Genomic DNA, 17,382 nt, shown 5'->3' with positions numbered 1-17,382 from the left:
TAAATTAGCTCACACTCGCTCGAGGATCATGGCAATGCCCTGACCCACGCCAATACACATCGTACACAGCGCATAGCGCCCGCCCCGGCGTTGCAGCTCAAGGCTGGCGCTCAGCGCTAACCGCGCGCCGCTCATGCCCAGCGGATGGCCTAACGCGATGGCGCCGCCGTTGGGATTCACGTGCGCCGCATCGTCCGGCACGCCGAGCTGTCTGAGCACCCCCAGCGCCTGGGCGGCGAAGGCCTCATTCAGCTCAATCAGATCCATATCGTTAATATTGAGTCCCGCCCGCTCCAGCACTTTACGCACCGCCGGTACCGGCCCCAGTCCCATCAGGCGCGGTTCGACACCCGCCGTCGCCATCGCCACGATACGCGCCCGCGGCGTGAGCCCCTGGATAGCGGCCTGCTGTTCGCTGGCGATGATCAGCGCCGCGGCGCCATCGTTGACGCCTGAAGCATTGCCCGCAGTAATGACGCCGCCCTGGCGGAACGGCGCTTTCAGTTTCGCCAGCTGCTCAAGCGTGGTTTCCGGGCGCGGATGCTCGTCCTCGCGCACGTCGCTAACCGCCCCTTTCCGGCCGACAATCTGCACCGGCACAATCTCCTGCGCCAGAATGCCGTCGCGCTGGGCCTGCGCCGTGCGCTGCTGGCTGCGCCAGGCGAAAGCGTCCTGATCGGCCCGGCTGATATTTAACAATTCAGCTACATTCTCGGCCGTTTCCGGCATGCTGTCAGTTCCGAAGTGTTGCGCCATGAGCGGGTTCACAAAACGCCAGCCAATCGTGGTATCAAAGAGTTCCGCCTGACGCTGGTACGGCGTGCTGGCTTTTCCCATCACGAAAGGCGCACGCGACATCGATTCCACGCCGCCGGCAATCAGCAGATCGGCATCGCCGGCTTTGATCGCCCTGGCGGCAAAGCCGATGGCATCCAGACCCGATCCGCACAGGCGGTTAATCGTGGTGCCCGGCACGGTATGCGGGTAACCGGCCAACAACGTCGCCATGTGCGCCACGTTGCGGTTATCTTCCCCGGCCTGATTCGCACAGCCGAAAATCACATCATCAATTGCTGCCGGGTCGAGCCCAGGATTACGACTCAGGAGCTCACGCAGCGGGATTGCCGCCAGGTCGTCGGCGCGCACACTGGCCAGCGCGCCGCCGTAGCGGCCAATCGGCGTACGGATCCCGTCACAAATAAAGGCGTCGCGCATTACACGTCTCCCGTGATTGTGCCGCCGATGCGGTGTGATTTGCCGCGGAACAGGGCCACATTCTTTTGCTGTTGATTAACAATTTCGATGTCGTAGACGCCGGTCAGCTTGCCCTGCTGTTTGACTCTGGCGGTGGCGACCAGCCGGTCGCCGGCAAACGCCGGACGAAGAAAATCAATGCTTGCCGCCGAGGCCACCGCCGCCAGCCCCTGGCTGTTACAGGCGTAGGCGAAAGCGGTATCGGCAAGCGTAAATAGCTGACCACCGTGACAGGTTTGATGGCCGTTAAGCATGTCCGCCGAGACGGTCATACTCATCTGCGCAAAACCGTCGTCCATTTCGATAAGTTCGATCCCCATCTTTCTGGCGCAGGTATCTTTTTCGTACATCACGCGCGCGTTGCGCCACGGATCATTGCTCATGGTGCTTCTCCATCAGCGCCTTCTGGCGCAGCAGGGAACTGGGGCGATAGCGCTCCTCGCCATAATGGTGTTGCAGGTTCTCCAGCAGTTGCAGCACCCGCCGCCAGCCAAGGCGTTCTCCCCATGCCAGCGGGCCATGCGGATAGTTGACGCCAAGGCGCATCGCGGTATCGACATCCTGCGGGCTGGCGACGCCTTTTTGCACCGCATCCAGCGCTTCGTTAATCAGCATCGCCACCGTGCGCCACACCAGCAGGCCGGGATAATCGGCAATACGCAGCACTTTCTTGCCCTGCTGCTGGAAGTAATGCACGGCCTTATCAGTGGCCGCAGGCGCGTTGGTTGCCGCTGCGGCCAGCACCACCGTATCGCTGGCGCACAGGTCATACACCACCACCGGGCGGTGATGCTTAATACTCAGCGCCAGGGCGGTCTCGCCTTCAGTCTCCAGCAGCAAGACATCGTCTAATTCAGTGACGTTGTCACTTCTGGCGGTAACGGATTCAGCACCCATCATTACCGGCGGCAGCGCCGCGTCCGGCAGTGTCTCAGCGGGCCAGCGATAGACGCCGTGGCCGCTCTTTTTACCCAGTCGCCCGGCCAGCGCCAGCTCTTGCTGGAGGAGCGATGGCAGGTAGCGGCGGTCCTGCCAGAAGGCGTTAAACACCGAACAGGTCACGGCGAAGTTGACGTCCTGGCCAATCAGGTCCGTCAACGCCAGCGGTCCCATCGGGAAGCCGCCGCCGTCACGCAAAGCGGCATCGATAACCTCCGGGGCGGCGACCTGCTCTTCCAGCGCCCGCCAGGCCTCAGCGTAGAACGGACGCGCTACGCGGTTAACGATAAAACCGGGCGTTGAGCGGCAGCGCACCGGCTGTTTCCCCCAGCCGCTTACGCACTGGCACAGCTGCTCCACCACTTCGGTGGAGGTCGCAAGACCACTCACCACCTCGACCAGCTTCATCACCGGCGCCGGATTAAAAAAATGCAGTCCGGCCACCCGCTCCGGGTTTTTGACCCCGGCGGCGATAGCGGTAATCGAAATAGACGAGGTATTACTAGTCAACAGCGTTGACGGCGCGCAGATCGCCGCCAGCTGCGCGAACAGCGCCGTTTTAACTTCCAACCGTTCAGAGGCCGCTTCAATTACTAAATCCGCATCGGCAAGTGCGGCTAAATCGTGAGCCGGATGCAGGCGCGCCAGCAGCGCATCAGCCTGCTCTGACGCCAGTTTGCCCCGCGCAACGCGTGACGCCAGACGCCCGGCGATACCCTCTATCGCCAGGTCTACAGCCTTAGGGTTAATATCAAAAATACGCACCGGATGCCCGGCGGCGGCAGCCACTTCGGCGATGCCGGCCCCCATGGTGCCGCTGCCGATCACCGCCACGGTGGCTAAGGATGTCGTCATCATCTATTTCCCGCTGAACTGTGGTGGCCGTTTGGCCAGAAACGCGCTGACCCCTTCGCGGTAATCATCGCTGCGCCCGGCCAGACGCTGATAATCGCGCTCCAGGTCCAGCTGCGCGTCGAGACTGTTGGTTTCAGAGGCCAGCAGCGCCTTTTTAATCAGCCCAAGACCAAACGTCGGTTGCGCCGCCAGATGGCGCGCCAGTTGCAGACTGGTATCCGCCAGTTCTGAATCGTCCACCAGTTGCCAGATAATCCCCCACTGCGCGGCCTGTTCCGCGCTGAGGCTGTCGCCCAGCAGCGCCAGCCCCATCGCGCGCGCACGGCCGGCCACCCGCGGCAGGAACCAGCTGCCGCCGCAGTCCGGCACCAGGCCGAGCTTGCTGAACGCCATCACAAATTTGGCCGAACGCGCGGCCAGCACGATATCGCAGACCAGCGCCAGGGTGGCGCCAGCGCCGGCGGCCACGCCGTTAACCGCGCAGATAACCGGTTTCGGCAGCGCCGCCAGACGGCGCACTAACGGGTTGTAAAAGCGTTCTACCGACATGCCGAGATCCGGCGGCGGGCCGCTGGGATCGACATTGCGGTCGTTCAAATCCTGGCCGGCGCAAAAACCGCGGCCGGCGCCGGTGATCAGCAGGCAGCGCACGCCATCATCGCGCTCGGCCTGCTTCAGATATTCCGCCAGCTGGTGATGCATCAGATCGTTAAAACTGTTGAGGCGGTCCGGGCGATTGAGGGTAATGGTCATGACGCCCTGTTCCACTGCGCTGAGAATGAAAGCTTCCACGATTAGCGTCCTTTAAATTCCGGGGTACGTTTTTGTAAGAAGGCGTCGATGCCTTCGCGGCGGTCCTCGGTGGCGCTCAGCAGGCTAAACAGCTGGCGCTCCTGTTGCAGACCGGCCTGCAGGCTGACTTCCTGCGACAGGCGCAGCGACTGTTTTGCCGCCCGTAGCGCCAGCGGCGAATGGCGGGCAATGGTGGTTGCCAGTTTCAGGGCATACTCATCGGTTAACGCCGCCGGATGGATATCACTGACCAGCCCGGCCTGCTGCGCCTGGCGGGCGTCAATACTCTCGCCGCTCAGCACCATCCGGCTGGCCAGCGCCTTGCCAACGCTGCGGATCAGCCGCTGGGTGCCGCCCGCGCCCGGCATTATGCCGAGGGTAATTTCCGGCAGGCCAAAGCGGGCGTTGTCCCCGGCGACAATCAGGTCGCACAGCAGAGCCAGCTCGCAGCCGGCGCCGAGCGCGTAGCCGTTGACCGAAGCGATGAGCGGTTTAGTAAAGGCATCGATTCGCGCCCATAACCGTGGGCGAATATCATCAAGGGTGGCAGGAAGATCTTTTTCCGCCATTTCATTGAGGTCAGCCCCGGCGGCGAAAAAACGCGGGTTTCCGCGAATAACGCAGACGCCGACGCTGTCATCAACTGCCGCCGCCTCCAGCGCCTCGGCAATCTGGGTTAATAAGGCATTGTTCAGCGCGTTGCGGGCCTGCGGGCGGTTTAGCGTTAGCTGTAGCACCCGGCCATGACGGTGGATCAGCAGGTCGCTCATGCTATCCCCCGCGCGTCAAAGTCGACCACCACATCGCCGCTGGTCGGCAGCGACTGGCAGCTCAGCACGTAGCCCGCCGCCAGCTCATCCGCTTCCAGGCTGTAATTGGCGGCCATCGCCACTTCGCCGCGCAGCACTTTGCATTTACAGGTGGCGCATACCCCGCCCTTACAGGCGAACGGCAGATCGGCGCCCTGACGCAATGCGGCATCCAGGATGCTGTCGTCTTCGGCGCTGAGGGCGATAAGCCGATCGCGCCCGTCCTGGCGGATGGTCACCGTGCGCCCTTCCGCCTGCACTCCAGCGACCCGCTTCACATTGCCGCCTGGGGTATTAAAGCGTTCGAGATGAATCGATTTCTCCGCTACGCCAAGTTCACGTAACGTCGCTTCCGCCTCGTCCATCATCGCCGCCGGCCCGCAGATAAAGGCCTCGTCGAAACGGCTGAAATCCAGCAGATGGTCAGCGAGCTGGCGCAGTTTGTCGCCGTCAATGCGCCCCTGGAGCAGATCGCTGTCCATCGACTCCTGGCTAAACAGGTGGATCACCTGCAGGCGCTGCGGATAGCGGTCTTTTAAATCGGCCAGCGCCTGGCGGAACATCATGCTATGGCTGCTGCGGTTGCCGTAGATCAGCGTAAAGCGGCTTTGCGGCTCGGTCGCCAGCGTTGCGCTAATGATCGCCATCATCGGCGTGATCCCGGAGCCGGCGGCAATCGCCAGATACTCACCCTGCCGTTCGGCCTGCGGTTGATAACCGAAATGCCCCTGCGGCACCATCACCTCCAGCTCCATACCCTGCTGGATATCGTGCTGGGCGTAGCGCGAGAAGCGCCCGCCGTCGATGGCTTTGACCGCGACGCTAATTTCGCCGGGCGTGCGGCTGCGACAAATGGAGTAACAGCGGCGCAGTTCTTCGCCGCCCAGACGGGCTTTTAGCGTCAGATGCTGGCCCGGGCGAAAACAGTATTCCGCCTGCAGGGCTTGCGGGATCGCAAAAGTGATGGTCACCGCATCGCGGGTTTCCGGCTCGACTCTCGCCACCTTAAGCGAATGGAACGTCGTCATGGCAACCTCAAATACATTTAAAGTAATCAAAAGGTTCCCGGCAGCTGTCGCAGCGATAGAGCGCTTTGCAGGCCGTGGAACCGAATTCGCTAATCAGCGAGGTATGGGCGCTGCCGCAGCGCGGACAGCTCACCTCAGCGGGCATATCCGCATGGCAGGCGTGCCCCTGGGGCGGGCTGATGCCGTACTGGCGCAGGCGCTCGCGGGCATCCTGACTCATCCAGTCGGTGGTCCACGGCGGATCCAGCTGCAGGACGATATGTACCGGCTGAAAGCCATGCTCGCTCATGACCGCGCGGATCTCCCCCAGCAGATGCTCCGTCGCCGGACAGCCCGAATAGGTCGGGGTAAAGCCAATCACCCAGCCATCGCCATGGCGCGCGACGCTGCGTACCATACCGAGGTCGGTGATGGTGAGTACCGGCACTTCCGGATCCGGGATCGCGCTTAATAATCCCCAGATGGTGCGAACCTCTGCAGGAGCGATATCGGCAAGACGTTGCATAGTCACCTCACTTACCACTGCAGTCCGGGATGCGAACGCTGCAGATATTGCATCTCCGCCAGCAGCGGGCCGAGATGTTCACTGTGCAGCCCCTGTTTGCCGCCGCTGCGGAAGGCCGCTTCCTGCGGGATTTGTAAGCCGGAGTCGAGCAGCGCCGTGTGTACCGCGCTTTGCCATTCGGCCTGAAGCTCACGCGGATCAACCGCAATACCCTGCTCAACCAGGCTGAGCTCCACTTCATCGGCAAGGAACAGTTCGCCGGTGAAGCGCCACAGATTGTCGACCGCCTGCTGCATTTTGCGATTTGATAACTCGGTGCCGTTACCCAGACGCTCCAGCCAGCCGCGGCTGAAGCGCAGGTGGTAACGCACCTCTTTCAGCCCTTTGGCGGCAATGGCCGCCAGCTGCGCGTCGCGGCTGTTCACCAGCCGGCTGTACAGGGCGACGTGCCAGACATCGATAAAGAACTGGCGGGCGATGGTGTCGGCAAAATTGCCGTTTGGCTGCTCCACCAGCAGCAGGTTGCTGTACTGGCGCTCATCGCGACCAAAAGCCAGCGTATCTTCGTCGCCGCAGCCGTTAAGCTCGGCGGCATAGCTTAAAAAATTGCGCGCCTGGCCGAGCAGGTCGAGGCCGATGTTGGCCAGCGCAAGATCGATCTCGAGCTCGGGAGCATGGCCGCACCAGGCGCCTAAACGCTGGGCCAGAACCAGACCATTGTCGCCAAGCCGCAGGGCGTAGGTGGCTACGGGGTTAGGGATATTCATCGCCGCCTCACATATGTTCCATGCCATCCGGCACGGTATAGAAAGTCGGATGACGGTAGACTTTGCTTTCCGCCGGGTCGAAGAATTCGCCGCGCTCTTCCGGCTGCGAAGCAACGATTTCGCTGGCCTTCACCACCCAAATTGAGCAGCCTTCGCTGCGGCGGGTATAGGCATCGCGGGCATTCTCCAGCGCCATTTGATCATCGGCGGCGTGCAGACTGCCGACGTGACGATGGGATAACCCCTGTTTGCTGCGAACGAACACTTCATATAACGGCCAGTAAACTTTGCTCATGTTGTCTCTCCTCATGCCGCGCTGCGGGCCTGCTGTTTTTGCGCATGGGCCAGCGCGGCCTCGCGCACCCACTCGCCCTCTTCCCAGGCCTTACGCTTGGCGGCCAGCCGCTCGTGATTGCAAATGCCACGGCCGCTAATCACCTCGTTAAATTCCTGCCAGTCGATTTCGCCGAAGCGGTAGTGGCCGCTGGCTTCATCAAACTGCAAATCCGGGTCCGGGACGGTCATACCGAGGATCTCTACCTGCGGCACGGTGTTATCGACGAAGCGCTGACGTAGCTCGTCGTTGGAGTGCAGTTTGATTTTCCACGCCATGCTGCGGGCGCTGTTCGGCGAGTTGTCGTCGTTGGGGCCAAACATCATCAGCGCCGGCCACCAGAAGCGGTTAATGGCGTCCTGCAGCATCTGCCGCTGCGCGTCATTGCCCTGCGCCAGCGCCATGCAGGCTTCAAATCCCTGACGCTGGTGAAAGCTCTCTTCTTTGCAGATTTTGACCATCGCCCGGGCATAGGGGCCGTAGGAGGTCCGGCACAGCGCCACCTGGTTGACGATGGCCGCGCCATCGACCAGCCAGCCGATCACGCCGATATCCGCCCAGCTGAGGGTCGGGTAGTTAAAAATGGAGGAGTATTTCATCTGCCCGTCGAGCATCTTCTGATACAGGTCTTCCCGGGCGCAGCCAAGGGTTTCCGCGGCGCTATAGAGATACAGCCCGTGTCCAGCCTCATCCTGTACCTTAGCCAACAGGATCGCTTTGCGGCGCAGCGTCGGCGCGCGGGTGATCCAGTTGCCTTCCGGCAGCATGCCGACGATCTCCGAGTGCGCGTGCTGGCCTATCTGCCGAATCAAGGTCTTACGGTAGGCATCCGGCATCCAGTCCTGCGGTTCGATGGCCGTTTCCTGCGCGATGCGCTGGTCAAAGCGTTGTTCTTCTGTCACGTCATCACCTTTATGATTCCGATATTCACAACAAAAACATTTATGTGAATCGCTTTGTTTATTGAAGGTTACATATTGGTTAAATAAAACCACAAATTTTGTTTGCTCTTTTTGTGATAATCTCCGCAAAACCTTTTGTAAACCACAATTAATACAGTAAGTTAAGCATAAGACGTAACGCCATCGCGATCACAATGTTAATAATTTATTAAATACGGGCTTGCATTTTATGATTCATAAAAGAACTATTTATAGATATCACACGTAACACATTTGGAGATTTGCGATGCAGCAGTTAGCCAGCTACTTATCCGGCGCCTGGCAGACCGGCCGGGGCCGCGCCCGTACTATCCATCACGCCATCACCGGCGCGGCGCTTTGGGAGGTGACCAGTGAAGGCCTGGATATGGCGCAGGCGCGCCGCTTCGCGATTGAGCGCGGTGGTAAAGCCCTGCAGGCGATGACCTTTATTGAACGCAGCGCGATGCTGAAAGCGGTGGCGAAACACCTGCTGGAGCAGAATGACCAGTTCTACGCCATCTCCGCGCAAACCGGCGCCACTCGCGCCGACAGTTGGGTGGATATTGAAGGCGGTATCGGTACCCTTTTCACCTATGCCGGGCTCGGTAGTCAAGAATTACCGGACGATATCCTGTGGCCGGAAGACGAGCTCATCCCGCTCTCCAAACAGGGCGGTTTTGCCGCGCGTCATGTGCTGACATCAAAATCAGGCGTCGCCGTCCATATCAACGCCTTCAACTTCCCCTGCTGGGGAATGCTGGAAAAACTGGCGCCCACGTGGCTTGCCGGTATGCCGGCTATCATTAAACCGGCAACCGCTACCGCCCAGCTCACCCAGGCAATGGTGAAAGCGATTGTCGACAGCGGCCTGGTGCCGGAGGGCGCCATCAGCCTGATTTGCGGCGGCGCGGGCGATCTGCTCGACCACCTCGATAGCCAGGACGTGGTTACCTTTACCGGGTCAGCCGCCACCGGCCAGCAGCTACGGGCGCACCCTAACCTGGTAGCCAAATCCATTCCCTTTACCATGGAAGCAGATTCACTCAACTGCTGCGTGTTAGGCGAAGACGTCACTCCGGAGCAACCGGAATTCGCGCTGTTTATTCGGGAAGTGGTCCGCGAGATGACGGCGAAAGCCGGGCAAAAATGTACCGCTATCCGCAGAATCATTGTGCCACTGGCTCAGATTAATGCGGTTAGCGATGCACTGATCTCCCGCCTGCATAAAGTAACCGTCGGTGACCCTGCGCAGGAGGGCGTTAAGATGGGGGCCCTGGTTAATAGCGAACAGCGTCAGGACGTACAGGAGAGCGTCAATAAGCTGATAGCCGCTGGCTGCGAAGTACTGCTCGGTGGAGAGGCGGACCTCAGCGCGGCCGGCGCATTTTTCCCGCCGACCCTGTTGTACTGCTCACAGCCGGATGAAACGCCGGCGGTTCACGCCATTGAAGCTTTTGGTCCGGTGGCGACGCTGATGCCGTATCGCGACCGCCAGCATGCGCTGACGCTGGCGCGCGCCGGCGGCGGCAGTCTGGCGGGGACGCTGGTCACCGCCAGCGGCGAGCTGGCGCGTGAGTTTATCCTCGGCGCCGCCCGCGCCCATGGCCGTATTCAGATACTGAATGAAGCATCCTCCGCAGAATCAACCGGCCACGGTTCGCCGTTGCCGCAGCTGGTGCACGGCGGCCCCGGCCGCGCTGGCGGCGGAGAAGAGCTTGGCGGGCTGCGTTCGGTGAAACACTATATGCAGCGTACCGCGGTCCAGGGCAGCCCAACGATGCTGGCGACCATCGGTCAACAGTGGGTGCGCGGCGCCCAGGTGAACGAAGACCGTATTCACCCGTTCCGCAAATATTTCGAAGAGATTCAGCCTGGCGACAGCTTATTAACCCCGCGCCGAACCCTGACCGAAGCGGATATCGTTAACTTCGCCTGCCTGAGCGGCGATCATTTCTACGCGCATATGGACAAAATCGCCGCCGCCGAGTCGATTTTTGGCGAGCGGGTGGTCCACGGCTATTTCCTGATCTCCGCCGCGGCCGGGCTGTTCGTCGATGCCGGCGTCGGGCCGGTTATCGCCAACTACGGCATGGAAAACCTGCGCTTTATTGAGCCGGTCAAACCGGGCGACACCATTCAGGTTCGCCTCACCTGTAAGCGGAAAACGGTCAAACGTCAGCGCAGCGCCGATGAGAAAGCCACCGGCGTGGTGGAATGGGCGGTGGAGATTTTCAATCAGCACCAGCAGGCGGTGGCGCTGTATTCCATTCTGACCCTGGTGGCGCGTCAACAGGGAGATTTCCCGGCGTGATAGCGAAAAATAGACCGCTGGCGCTCTGTTGGCCGACCCTTTAGCCATTGATACTGCAATCGGTTTGCAACGGTTTCGCCCCGGGAAGTCCTTTATGTTATCCGTGGCTTCAGCGCACATTGCGCTCCCGGTTAATCGTCTGCGTTATGCCTGGCATAGCGCAGGGAGCGCACAGGGGGCGGCCAGTCGCCGCCGCCCCCTGTACCCCCGGGCTCGGGCCAGCAAGAATGGTGAATAAATTAACGGCAGGCCGCACGGACCCCAGGCCGGGTAAGGCGTCAGCCGCCACCCGGCAAAAAAATCAGCGCACGTTCTCAATGCCTCTGCGGAGGCATTTTTTACGCCCGTCTGGCAAAACTGACAAACAAGCTGGCAAAAGCAAACAAACGCCCCGGCGCCGCTGGCTGGTAGCTTAAGGATGACAAAGCCGACATTCGCAGCGGCAAGAGACAACACAACAATAAGATGAGGTCACAATGGCAAACGGCTTGAAATTTTCTCCTCGTAAAACCGCGCTGGCGCTGGCCGTGGCGGTGGTTTGCGCCTGGCAATCACCGGTCTTCGCTCACGGTAGCGAAGCCCACATGGTACCGCTGGATAAAACGCTGCAGGAATTCGGCGCCGATGTGCAGTGGGATGACTACGCGCAAATGTTCACCCTGATAAAAGACGGCGCTTACGTCAAAGTAAAGCCCGGCGCCAAAACGGCGATCGTCAACGGTAAATCCCTTGACCTACAGGTGCCTGTGGTAATGAAGGAAGGTAAAGCCTGGGTTTCCGATACCTTTATCAACGATGTCTTCCAGTCCGGTCTCGATCAGACCTTCCAGGTGGAAAAGCGCCCGCACCCGTTAAACTCGCTCTCGGCGGCGGAAATCAGTGAAGCGGTGACCATTGTCAAAACCGCGCCGGAGTTTCAGCCGAATACCCGCTTTACTGAGATTTCCTTACACGAGCCGGACAAGGCGGCGGTATGGGCCTTTGCCCTGCAGGGAACGCCGGTCGATGCTCCCCGCACTGCCGATGTGGTGATGCTCGATGGCAAACACGTCATTGAAGCCGTGGTCGATCTGCAAAACAAAAAAATCCTTTCCTGGACGCCGATCAAAGGCGCCCACGGGATGGTGCTGCTCGATGATTTTGTCAGCGTGCAGAACATCATCAATATCAGCAGCGAATTCGCTGAGGTGCTGAAAAAGCACGGTATTACCGATCCTGGCAAAGTGGTCACCACCCCGCTCACCGTTGGCTTTTTTGATGGCAAAGATGGCCTGCAGCAGGATGCGCGTCTGCTGAAGGTGGTCAGTTATCTGGATACCGGCGACGGCAACTACTGGGCGCACCCGATTGAAAACCTGGTGGCGGTGGTCGACCTTGAAGCGAAGAAAATCATCAAAATCGAAGAAGGTCCGGTGATCCCGGTCCCAATGGAGCCCCGTCCGTATGATGGTCGCGACCGCAACGCCCCGGCGGTGAAACCGCTGGAGATAACCGAACCGGAAGGCAAAAACTACACGATCACCGGCGATACCATTCACTGGCAGAACTGGGATTTTCATCTGCGCCTGAACTCGCGCGTCGGGCCAATCCTCTCAACGGTGACTTACAACGATAACGGCACAAAACGCCAGGTGATGTATGAAGGTTCCCTGGGCGGGATGATCGTCCCCTACGGCGACCCGGACGTCGGCTGGTATTTCAAAGCCTATCTGGACTCCGGCGATTATGGCATGGGCACCCTGACCTCGCCGATTGTACGCGGTAAAGATGCGCCGTCAAATGCGGTACTGCTGGACGAAACTATCGCCGATTACACCGGCAAACCAACCACTATTCCAGGCGCGGTGGCCATATTCGAACGCTATGCCGGGCCTGAGTATAAGCACCTGGAGATGGGCAAACCCAACGTCAGCACCGAACGCCGGGAACTGGTGGTACGCTGGATCAGCACCGTCGGCAACTACGACTATATCTTTGACTGGGTGTTCCACGACAACGGCACCATCGGTATCGATGCCGGCGCCACCGGCATTGAAGCGGTGAAAGGCGTGCTGGCGAAGACCATGCATGACCCCAGTGCCAAAGAGGATACCCGCTACGGAACGTTGATCGACCATAATATTGTCGGCACCACTCACCAGCACATCTATAACTTCCGCCTCGACCTCGATGTGGACGGCGAGAACAACACCCTGGTGGCGATGGATCCTGAAGTGAAGCCCAACACCGCCGGCGGCCCGCGCACCAGCACCATGCAGGTGAATCAGTACACAATCGATAGCGAGCAGAAAGCGGCGCAGAAATTCGACCCGGGCACTATCCGCCTGCTGAGCAACACCAGCAAAGAGAACCGCATGGGCAACCCGGTCTCATACCAGATTATCCCTTACGCCGGCGGCACGCACCCGGCGGCGACCGGTGCCAAATTCGCCCCGGACGAGTGGATATATCATCGCCTGAGCTTTATGGATAAACAGCTGTGGGTGACGCGCTACCACCCGACAGAGCGATATCCGGAAGGGAAATACCCGAACCGTTCCGCCCACGATACCGGCCTGGGCCAGTACGCGAAGGATGATGAGTCGCTGACTAACCACGATGACGTCGTGTGGATCACCACCGGCACCACCCACGTGGCGCGCGCCGAAGAGTGGCCGATCATGCCGACCGAGTGGGCGCACGCGCTGCTCAAGCCGTGGAACTTCTTTGACGAAACCCCTACTCTGGGCGAAAAGAAAAAGTAATCTTAACCAGCGGTGAAATCCAGCAGGATCTTACCGCCTCTTCCCGGCTGGCCGGCGGCGGCAATCGCCTCCCGCCAGTCGTTCAACGCTATACGCTGGGCCGGCGGCTGGGAGGTCGTCGGCAGGCGCTGCCAGATTTCGTCGAACGCTGCCCGCCACGCCGCCACGCTGAGTGTTGGCAGCGCCTCCCGCAGATGAAACTTGCGCACCGTCGCGCTACCGCTCGTCTGGGTCAGCGGCCGCCCGGATAACAGCCCATAGGAGATCAGGGTCGACGACCCGGGCAGCACCGACAGCAGCGTATTCGCCAGTTCGCCGCCCACCGCGTCAAACACCAGATCGCTGTGCTGGCTGACCTTCTCCATCAGCGCCCGGTCGGTATCGAGGATCGGATAGATCCCGACCTGTTCCAGGCGCGCCCGATGCTGCGGCGAGCGAATAATCCCGCTCACCGAGCGGGCGCCCATCGCCAGCGCCCACTGTCCCAGCAGACTGGCGCAGGAGGACGATGCCGCGGTCAGCACGAGGTGTTTTCCGGCAACCGGCCAGCGCTTGAGCATCAGCATAGCCGTCAGCGGATTGATATACCCGCGTGCGGCCAGCAGATCGTCAACCGCCGGCGGCACCGGCACCAGCCAGGTCTCATCCAGATCGATAAACCGCTGCCAGGTGCCGCCTCCGCGAAGAGGTAGCACCCGCTGGCCCGCGCACAGCCGGCTGCCGTATGGCGCGGCGACCACCTCGCCAAGGCCTTCATAGCCGGCGACGGCCGGCAGTCGGGTGCGATGGCGATAGGCGCCGGTCACGGGGATCAGATCCGAAGGATTCACCGGGGCAAAGCGCATCCTGACCCGCACCCGTCCGCCCGCCAGCGGCGCCAGCGGCAGGCGTTTCAGCGTTAGCACCGCGGACGGCGGCCCGTAGCGGTCATAAACAATGGCGTCGTTGAACATCGACTGGCTCCAGACAACGAAAGTCGGGATCATAGCAGATCCCGTCCGAAGCCGCTTACGCCGGTGGCCAGACCTGGGGGAACAGTGGGGAATCCAGCGGGTCGCCGTCCCGCAGGGTCAGCTCGGGGAACGGCGGCGAGGTCACGCCGCCGCGGTCGGCAAACGCGGCGTCATCCCCCACCCAGCGGGCGGAGAAGACCCGTCGAGCCCGCGCCCCGGGGTTGCCGCGGGCGCCATGGACGGTGCGAAAATGGAAGGCCACCGCATCCCCCGGCTCCAGCGCCCAGCTGACGATATCGTACTCGTCCTCATGGGCGTCGATATCCGGCAGCGCGCTGAACCGGGTGTGCTCGTAAAGCTTAGTGCCATTGAAACGGGTAGGACTGTACTCCGCCTCCCAGCGATGCGACCCGCGAATGCAGCGCAGCGAGGTCGCCTCCGCCACCGGGTCCAGCGGGATCCAGAAGCTGACGTTCTGCCTGCCGGAGACGCAATAGTAAGGCTGGTCATGATGCCAGGGAGTCACCGTGCTGCCCCCGGCGGGTTTGACCAGCGTATGCTCATGGAAAAATTTCGCCGTCTGCGACTGCATAAGCGCCGCGGCGATCTCCGCGGCCGCCGACTGGAAGACAAACTCGCTAAACGCCGGGATCCGCGCCCAGTTGCAGTAATCCTGAAAAAAAGGCCGCGAACCATCTTTGGGGATCACCGTGCGCGCATGACCATATTCGCTGGGGCTGGCCATCAGCGCCGTGACCCCCTCGGCGAGGCGCTCGACCCAGTGGGTAAAAACGCCCTTCAGTAATACCACGCCGTCCGCCTGCCAGCGGTCGACAGTCGCTTGATCGATATGGGGAGAGTGTTGATTGTGCATCGCTTGGGTTCCTGTGTGGGTGGATCAGGTAAGCGGTTCCGCCGGTTCGGCGCGCATCCAGGCGCAAAGCTGGCCCAGCATCGCCATGCAGCGTTCGGTCTGGTCGATGCTGATGTACTCATCGGCCTTATGGCCCTGGGCCATGCTGCCCGGCCCGCAGACCAGGGTCGCGACGCCCATCTCATCGAACAGTCCCCCTTCGGTGCCGAACGCCACGGTGGAAAACCGATCGCTGCCGCACCACTGCGCCAGCCAGTGGGCGAAGTCGGACTGTGGATCGCTGAGCAGCGGCGGGTAGTGGCTCAACAGCTGAAACTGGATGTCGCTCCCGCCGCCGACCCGGCGCATCTCCGGCAGCAGTCGGCGGCGGGCGTAGGCCGCCAGCGCCTCGGTGACCGCTTCAGGACGCATCCCCGGCAGGTAGCGGATTTCAAAATCAAAGCGGCAGGACTGCGGAACGATGTTCAGCGCGGCCCCACCCTGAATGGTGCCCACCTGTAGCGTGCTGAAGGGCGGCGAAAAGCGGCTGTCCTGCTGCCGGGCCAGACGCACGCCCAGCCGATCCAGGTGGTTGATCAGCCTGGCCGCGTAGCGGATGGCGTTCACCCCCTGCGGGGCGTAGGCCGAATGGCAGGCCTGCCCCTCGATGCAGCAGCGCATGGCCAGTTTGCCTTTATGACCGAACACCGGCTGCATCTCTGTCGGCTCGCCGATGAGGCACAGCGCCGGTTTCTCCGGCGAGGCCTGCAGAAAATCCACCAGGCTGCGCACGCCGAGACAGCCGACCTCTTCGTCATAGGAGAAGGCCAGATGCAGCGGCGCCGCCAGAAAGTCATCCACTGCCGCCAGCACGCAGGCGAGAAACCCCTTCATATCGGCGCTGCCGCGGCCATAGTAGCGGCCATCGCGCTCGGTCAGGCTGAAAGGCGGAACGCTCCAGGCCTGGCCGTCCACCGGGACCACGTCGGTGTGGCCCGAGAGCATCACCCCACCGCCGCCGGACGGCCCCAGCCGGGCGTAGAGATTGGCCTTACCGCCCGACGGGTCATAAAAGCGGCGGGACGCCACGCCGCGGGCGGCGAGAAAATCGGCGATCCAGTCGATCATCGCCAGGTTCGAATGGCGGCTGGTGGTGTCAAAAGCCAGCAGCGCGGCAAGGATCGCTCCCGGCGTGTTATTCATCGCCAGGCACGCCATAGGCCGGCGCCTCTCGCGGGTCGAGCGCCCGGGTAATATAGGCCTCCATTTGCGGCTCCCACGCCAGCCACAGCTGCTCAAGGGCCGCCAGCGGATCCACCTCCGCCCAGTCAATGCGCAGGTCGACCACCGGCCACGGGTAATCGTCCACCACCTTCACCGCCGCCGAGTGGACCGGCCCGGCCTCGCCCCCGGCGACGATCCCGGCGCGCAGCCCGGCCAGCAGCCGGCTGGCCAGCTCTCCGGTGGCGGCCTCAAAGGCGCCCACCATCGCGGCGATTACCCCCTGACCGGCCAGCATGTTACCCGCCGCCACGCAGTTATCCCCCGCCAGGGCGCCGCCGATCCCGAGGGTGAACTCCCCGCTGAACACCGCCGTGTCGCCGTTGGCGTCAATCGCCGCGACCTGGCGATATTCGCGGAAGCGATCCTCCGCCAGGGCCAGGTTCAGGGCCTGCTCAACGCTGGCCCCCGCTTCGAGCGCGCTGAGGATCTGCGGCCCCAGCGACGGCAGGGTTATGTTCTGACTGGCGACCGCGCCGACGCCGGGCAATAGCCACGGACAGCGCGATCCCACGGCCATGCTCGACGAACTAATGGCAATGCCGAGCTGACCTGATTCCGGGCAGCGGGCGCTAATAGAGAGAGTCATTCTGCTGCCTCCCCCTGCCAGTCGTCAGGGATCACCGCCGTAACGTCAATCTCCATCAGCCACTGCGGCTGCGCGAGGGCCGACACCACCACCCCGGTGGAGATGGGAAAGACACCTTTTAACCATTTGCCCACCTCCTGATAGACCGGCTCGCGATAGCGGGGATCGATCAGATAAGTAGTGGTCTTGACGATATGCGAGAGGTCGCTTCCCGCCTCTTTCAGCAACTGTTCAACATTCTTCATTGCCTGCTCCGCCTGCGCCCGCGGGTCGCCGAGGCCAATCAGATTGCCGGCGAAGTCGGTGCCAACCTGGCCGCGAACGTAGACGGTATTGCCGGCCCGCACCGCCTGGCACAGATCGTTGTTCAGCGCCTGGTTCGGGTAGGTCTCTTTGGTGTTAAACATGCGAATACGGGTATGAGTTGGCATCAAAGCACTCCTTA

17 protein-coding genes are annotated in these 17,382 nt (G+C 61.6%); 2 read left to right on the top strand and 15 right to left on the bottom strand.

The window, feature by feature from the left end; genetic code table 11:
• Positions 1-9: 9 nt before the first annotated feature.
• From pcaF to paaA, 10 genes are read right to left on the bottom strand one after another with little or no spacing between them, the layout of a single operon-like run.
• Positions 10-1,215, bottom strand: coding sequence for a 3-oxoadipyl-CoA thiolase (gene pcaF / locus DR88_RS15425; protein ID WP_004148223.1), 1,206 nt, complete (start codon positions 1,213-1,215; stop codon positions 10-12).
• Positions 1,215-1,637, bottom strand: a complete 423-nt coding sequence (gene paaI / locus DR88_RS15430) for a hydroxyphenylacetyl-CoA thioesterase PaaI (protein ID WP_025862048.1) — start codon at positions 1,635-1,637, stop codon at positions 1,215-1,217. The genes pcaF and paaI overlap by 1 nt, the downstream gene beginning before the upstream one ends.
• Positions 1,627-3,051 carry a 3-hydroxyacyl-CoA dehydrogenase gene (locus DR88_RS15435; protein WP_004148222.1) on the bottom strand — a complete coding sequence of 475 codons (1,425 nt, stop codon included), beginning with the start codon at positions 3,049-3,051 and terminating at the stop codon, positions 1,627-1,629. Before DR88_RS15435 ends, paaI begins: the two co-directional genes overlap by 11 nt.
• Positions 3,052-3,840, bottom strand: a complete 789-nt coding sequence (gene paaG / locus DR88_RS15440) for a 2-(1,2-epoxy-1,2-dihydrophenyl)acetyl-CoA isomerase PaaG (RefSeq protein ID WP_025862049.1) — start codon at positions 3,838-3,840, stop codon at positions 3,052-3,054.
• Between the two features lie 2 nt (positions 3,841-3,842).
• Entirely contained in the window at positions 3,843-4,610 is a 768-nt protein-coding gene (gene paaF / locus DR88_RS15445) for a 2,3-dehydroadipyl-CoA hydratase PaaF (protein WP_032438501.1), read from the bottom strand.
• The gene (paaE, locus tag DR88_RS15450; RefSeq protein ID WP_004148221.1) at positions 4,607-5,677 is read right to left on the bottom strand and encodes a 1,2-phenylacetyl-CoA epoxidase subunit PaaE; all 1,071 of its coding nucleotides are present in this window, start codon (positions 5,675-5,677) and stop codon (positions 4,607-4,609) included. Before paaE ends, paaF begins: the two co-directional genes overlap by 4 nt.
• A 7-nt stretch (positions 5,678-5,684) precedes the next feature.
• The gene (gene paaD / locus DR88_RS15455; RefSeq protein ID WP_009486374.1) at positions 5,685-6,182 is read right to left on the bottom strand and encodes a 1,2-phenylacetyl-CoA epoxidase subunit PaaD; all 498 of its coding nucleotides are present in this window, start codon (positions 6,180-6,182) and stop codon (positions 5,685-5,687) included.
• An 11-nt stretch (positions 6,183-6,193) separates the two neighbouring features.
• Complete coding sequence (gene paaC / locus DR88_RS15460; protein ID WP_004224493.1) at positions 6,194-6,949, bottom strand: 1,2-phenylacetyl-CoA epoxidase subunit PaaC; 756 nt, start codon at positions 6,947-6,949, stop codon at positions 6,194-6,196.
• A 7-nt stretch (positions 6,950-6,956) separates the two neighbouring features.
• Positions 6,957-7,244, bottom strand: coding sequence for a 1,2-phenylacetyl-CoA epoxidase subunit PaaB (gene paaB / locus DR88_RS15465; RefSeq protein ID WP_004224492.1), 288 nt, complete (start codon positions 7,242-7,244; stop codon positions 6,957-6,959).
• Between the two features lie 11 nt (positions 7,245-7,255).
• On the bottom strand, positions 7,256-8,185 hold the full coding sequence (gene paaA, locus DR88_RS15470) for a 1,2-phenylacetyl-CoA epoxidase subunit PaaA (protein WP_004176377.1): 930 nt from the start codon (positions 8,183-8,185) through the stop codon (positions 7,256-7,258).
• Positions 8,186-8,471: 286 nt separating this feature from the next.
• Here paaA and paaZ point away from each other — a divergent pair, with 286 nt between their 5' ends.
• Together paaZ and tynA are read left to right on the top strand one after the other, a co-directional pair.
• Positions 8,472-10,517 carry a phenylacetic acid degradation bifunctional protein PaaZ gene (gene paaZ, locus DR88_RS15475; protein ID WP_004148219.1) on the top strand — a complete coding sequence of 682 codons (2,046 nt, stop codon included), beginning with the start codon at positions 8,472-8,474 and terminating at the stop codon, positions 10,515-10,517.
• 476 nt (positions 10,518-10,993) lie between these two features.
• Positions 10,994-13,261 carry a primary-amine oxidase gene (tynA, locus tag DR88_RS15480; RefSeq protein WP_004148218.1) on the top strand — a complete coding sequence of 756 codons (2,268 nt, stop codon included), beginning with the start codon at positions 10,994-10,996 and terminating at the stop codon, positions 13,259-13,261.
• Positions 13,262-13,263: 2 nt separating this feature from the next.
• Here tynA and DR88_RS15485 read toward each other — a convergent pair whose 3' ends face one another.
• Genes DR88_RS15485 through DR88_RS15505 form a run of 5 tightly spaced genes read right to left on the bottom strand, consistent with a single transcriptional unit; the run spans position 13,264 to position 17,368 of the window.
• A complete protein-coding gene (locus DR88_RS15485; RefSeq protein WP_004148217.1) occupies positions 13,264-14,247 on the bottom strand; it encodes a zinc-dependent alcohol dehydrogenase family protein in 984 nt (327 codons plus the stop codon).
• A gap of 22 nt (positions 14,248-14,269) precedes the next feature.
• On the bottom strand, positions 14,270-15,088 hold the full coding sequence (locus DR88_RS15490; RefSeq protein ID WP_025862295.1) for a phytanoyl-CoA dioxygenase family protein: 819 nt from the start codon (positions 15,086-15,088) through the stop codon (positions 14,270-14,272).
• A gap of 24 nt (positions 15,089-15,112) precedes the next feature.
• Complete coding sequence (gene argE / locus DR88_RS15495; protein WP_371920491.1) at positions 15,113-16,285, bottom strand: acetylornithine deacetylase; 1,173 nt, start codon at positions 16,283-16,285, stop codon at positions 15,113-15,115.
• Entirely contained in the window at positions 16,263-16,937 is a 675-nt protein-coding gene (locus tag DR88_RS15500) for a DUF1028 domain-containing protein (RefSeq protein ID WP_016532663.1), read from the bottom strand. Before DR88_RS15500 ends, argE begins: the two co-directional genes overlap by 23 nt.
• Entirely contained in the window at positions 16,934-17,368 is a 435-nt protein-coding gene (locus DR88_RS15505) for a RidA family protein (RefSeq protein WP_004190423.1), read from the bottom strand. The genes DR88_RS15500 and DR88_RS15505 overlap by 4 nt, the downstream gene beginning before the upstream one ends.
• Between the last annotated feature and the right edge of the window lie 14 nt (positions 17,369-17,382).

The sequence above is a fragment of the Klebsiella pneumoniae genome (assembly GCF_000742135.1).
Classification (GTDB): domain Bacteria; phylum Pseudomonadota; class Gammaproteobacteria; order Enterobacterales; family Enterobacteriaceae; genus Klebsiella; species Klebsiella pneumoniae.
Note: the sequence above shows the minus strand (reverse complement) of the source record. Positions and strands in the feature narration are given on the sequence as shown.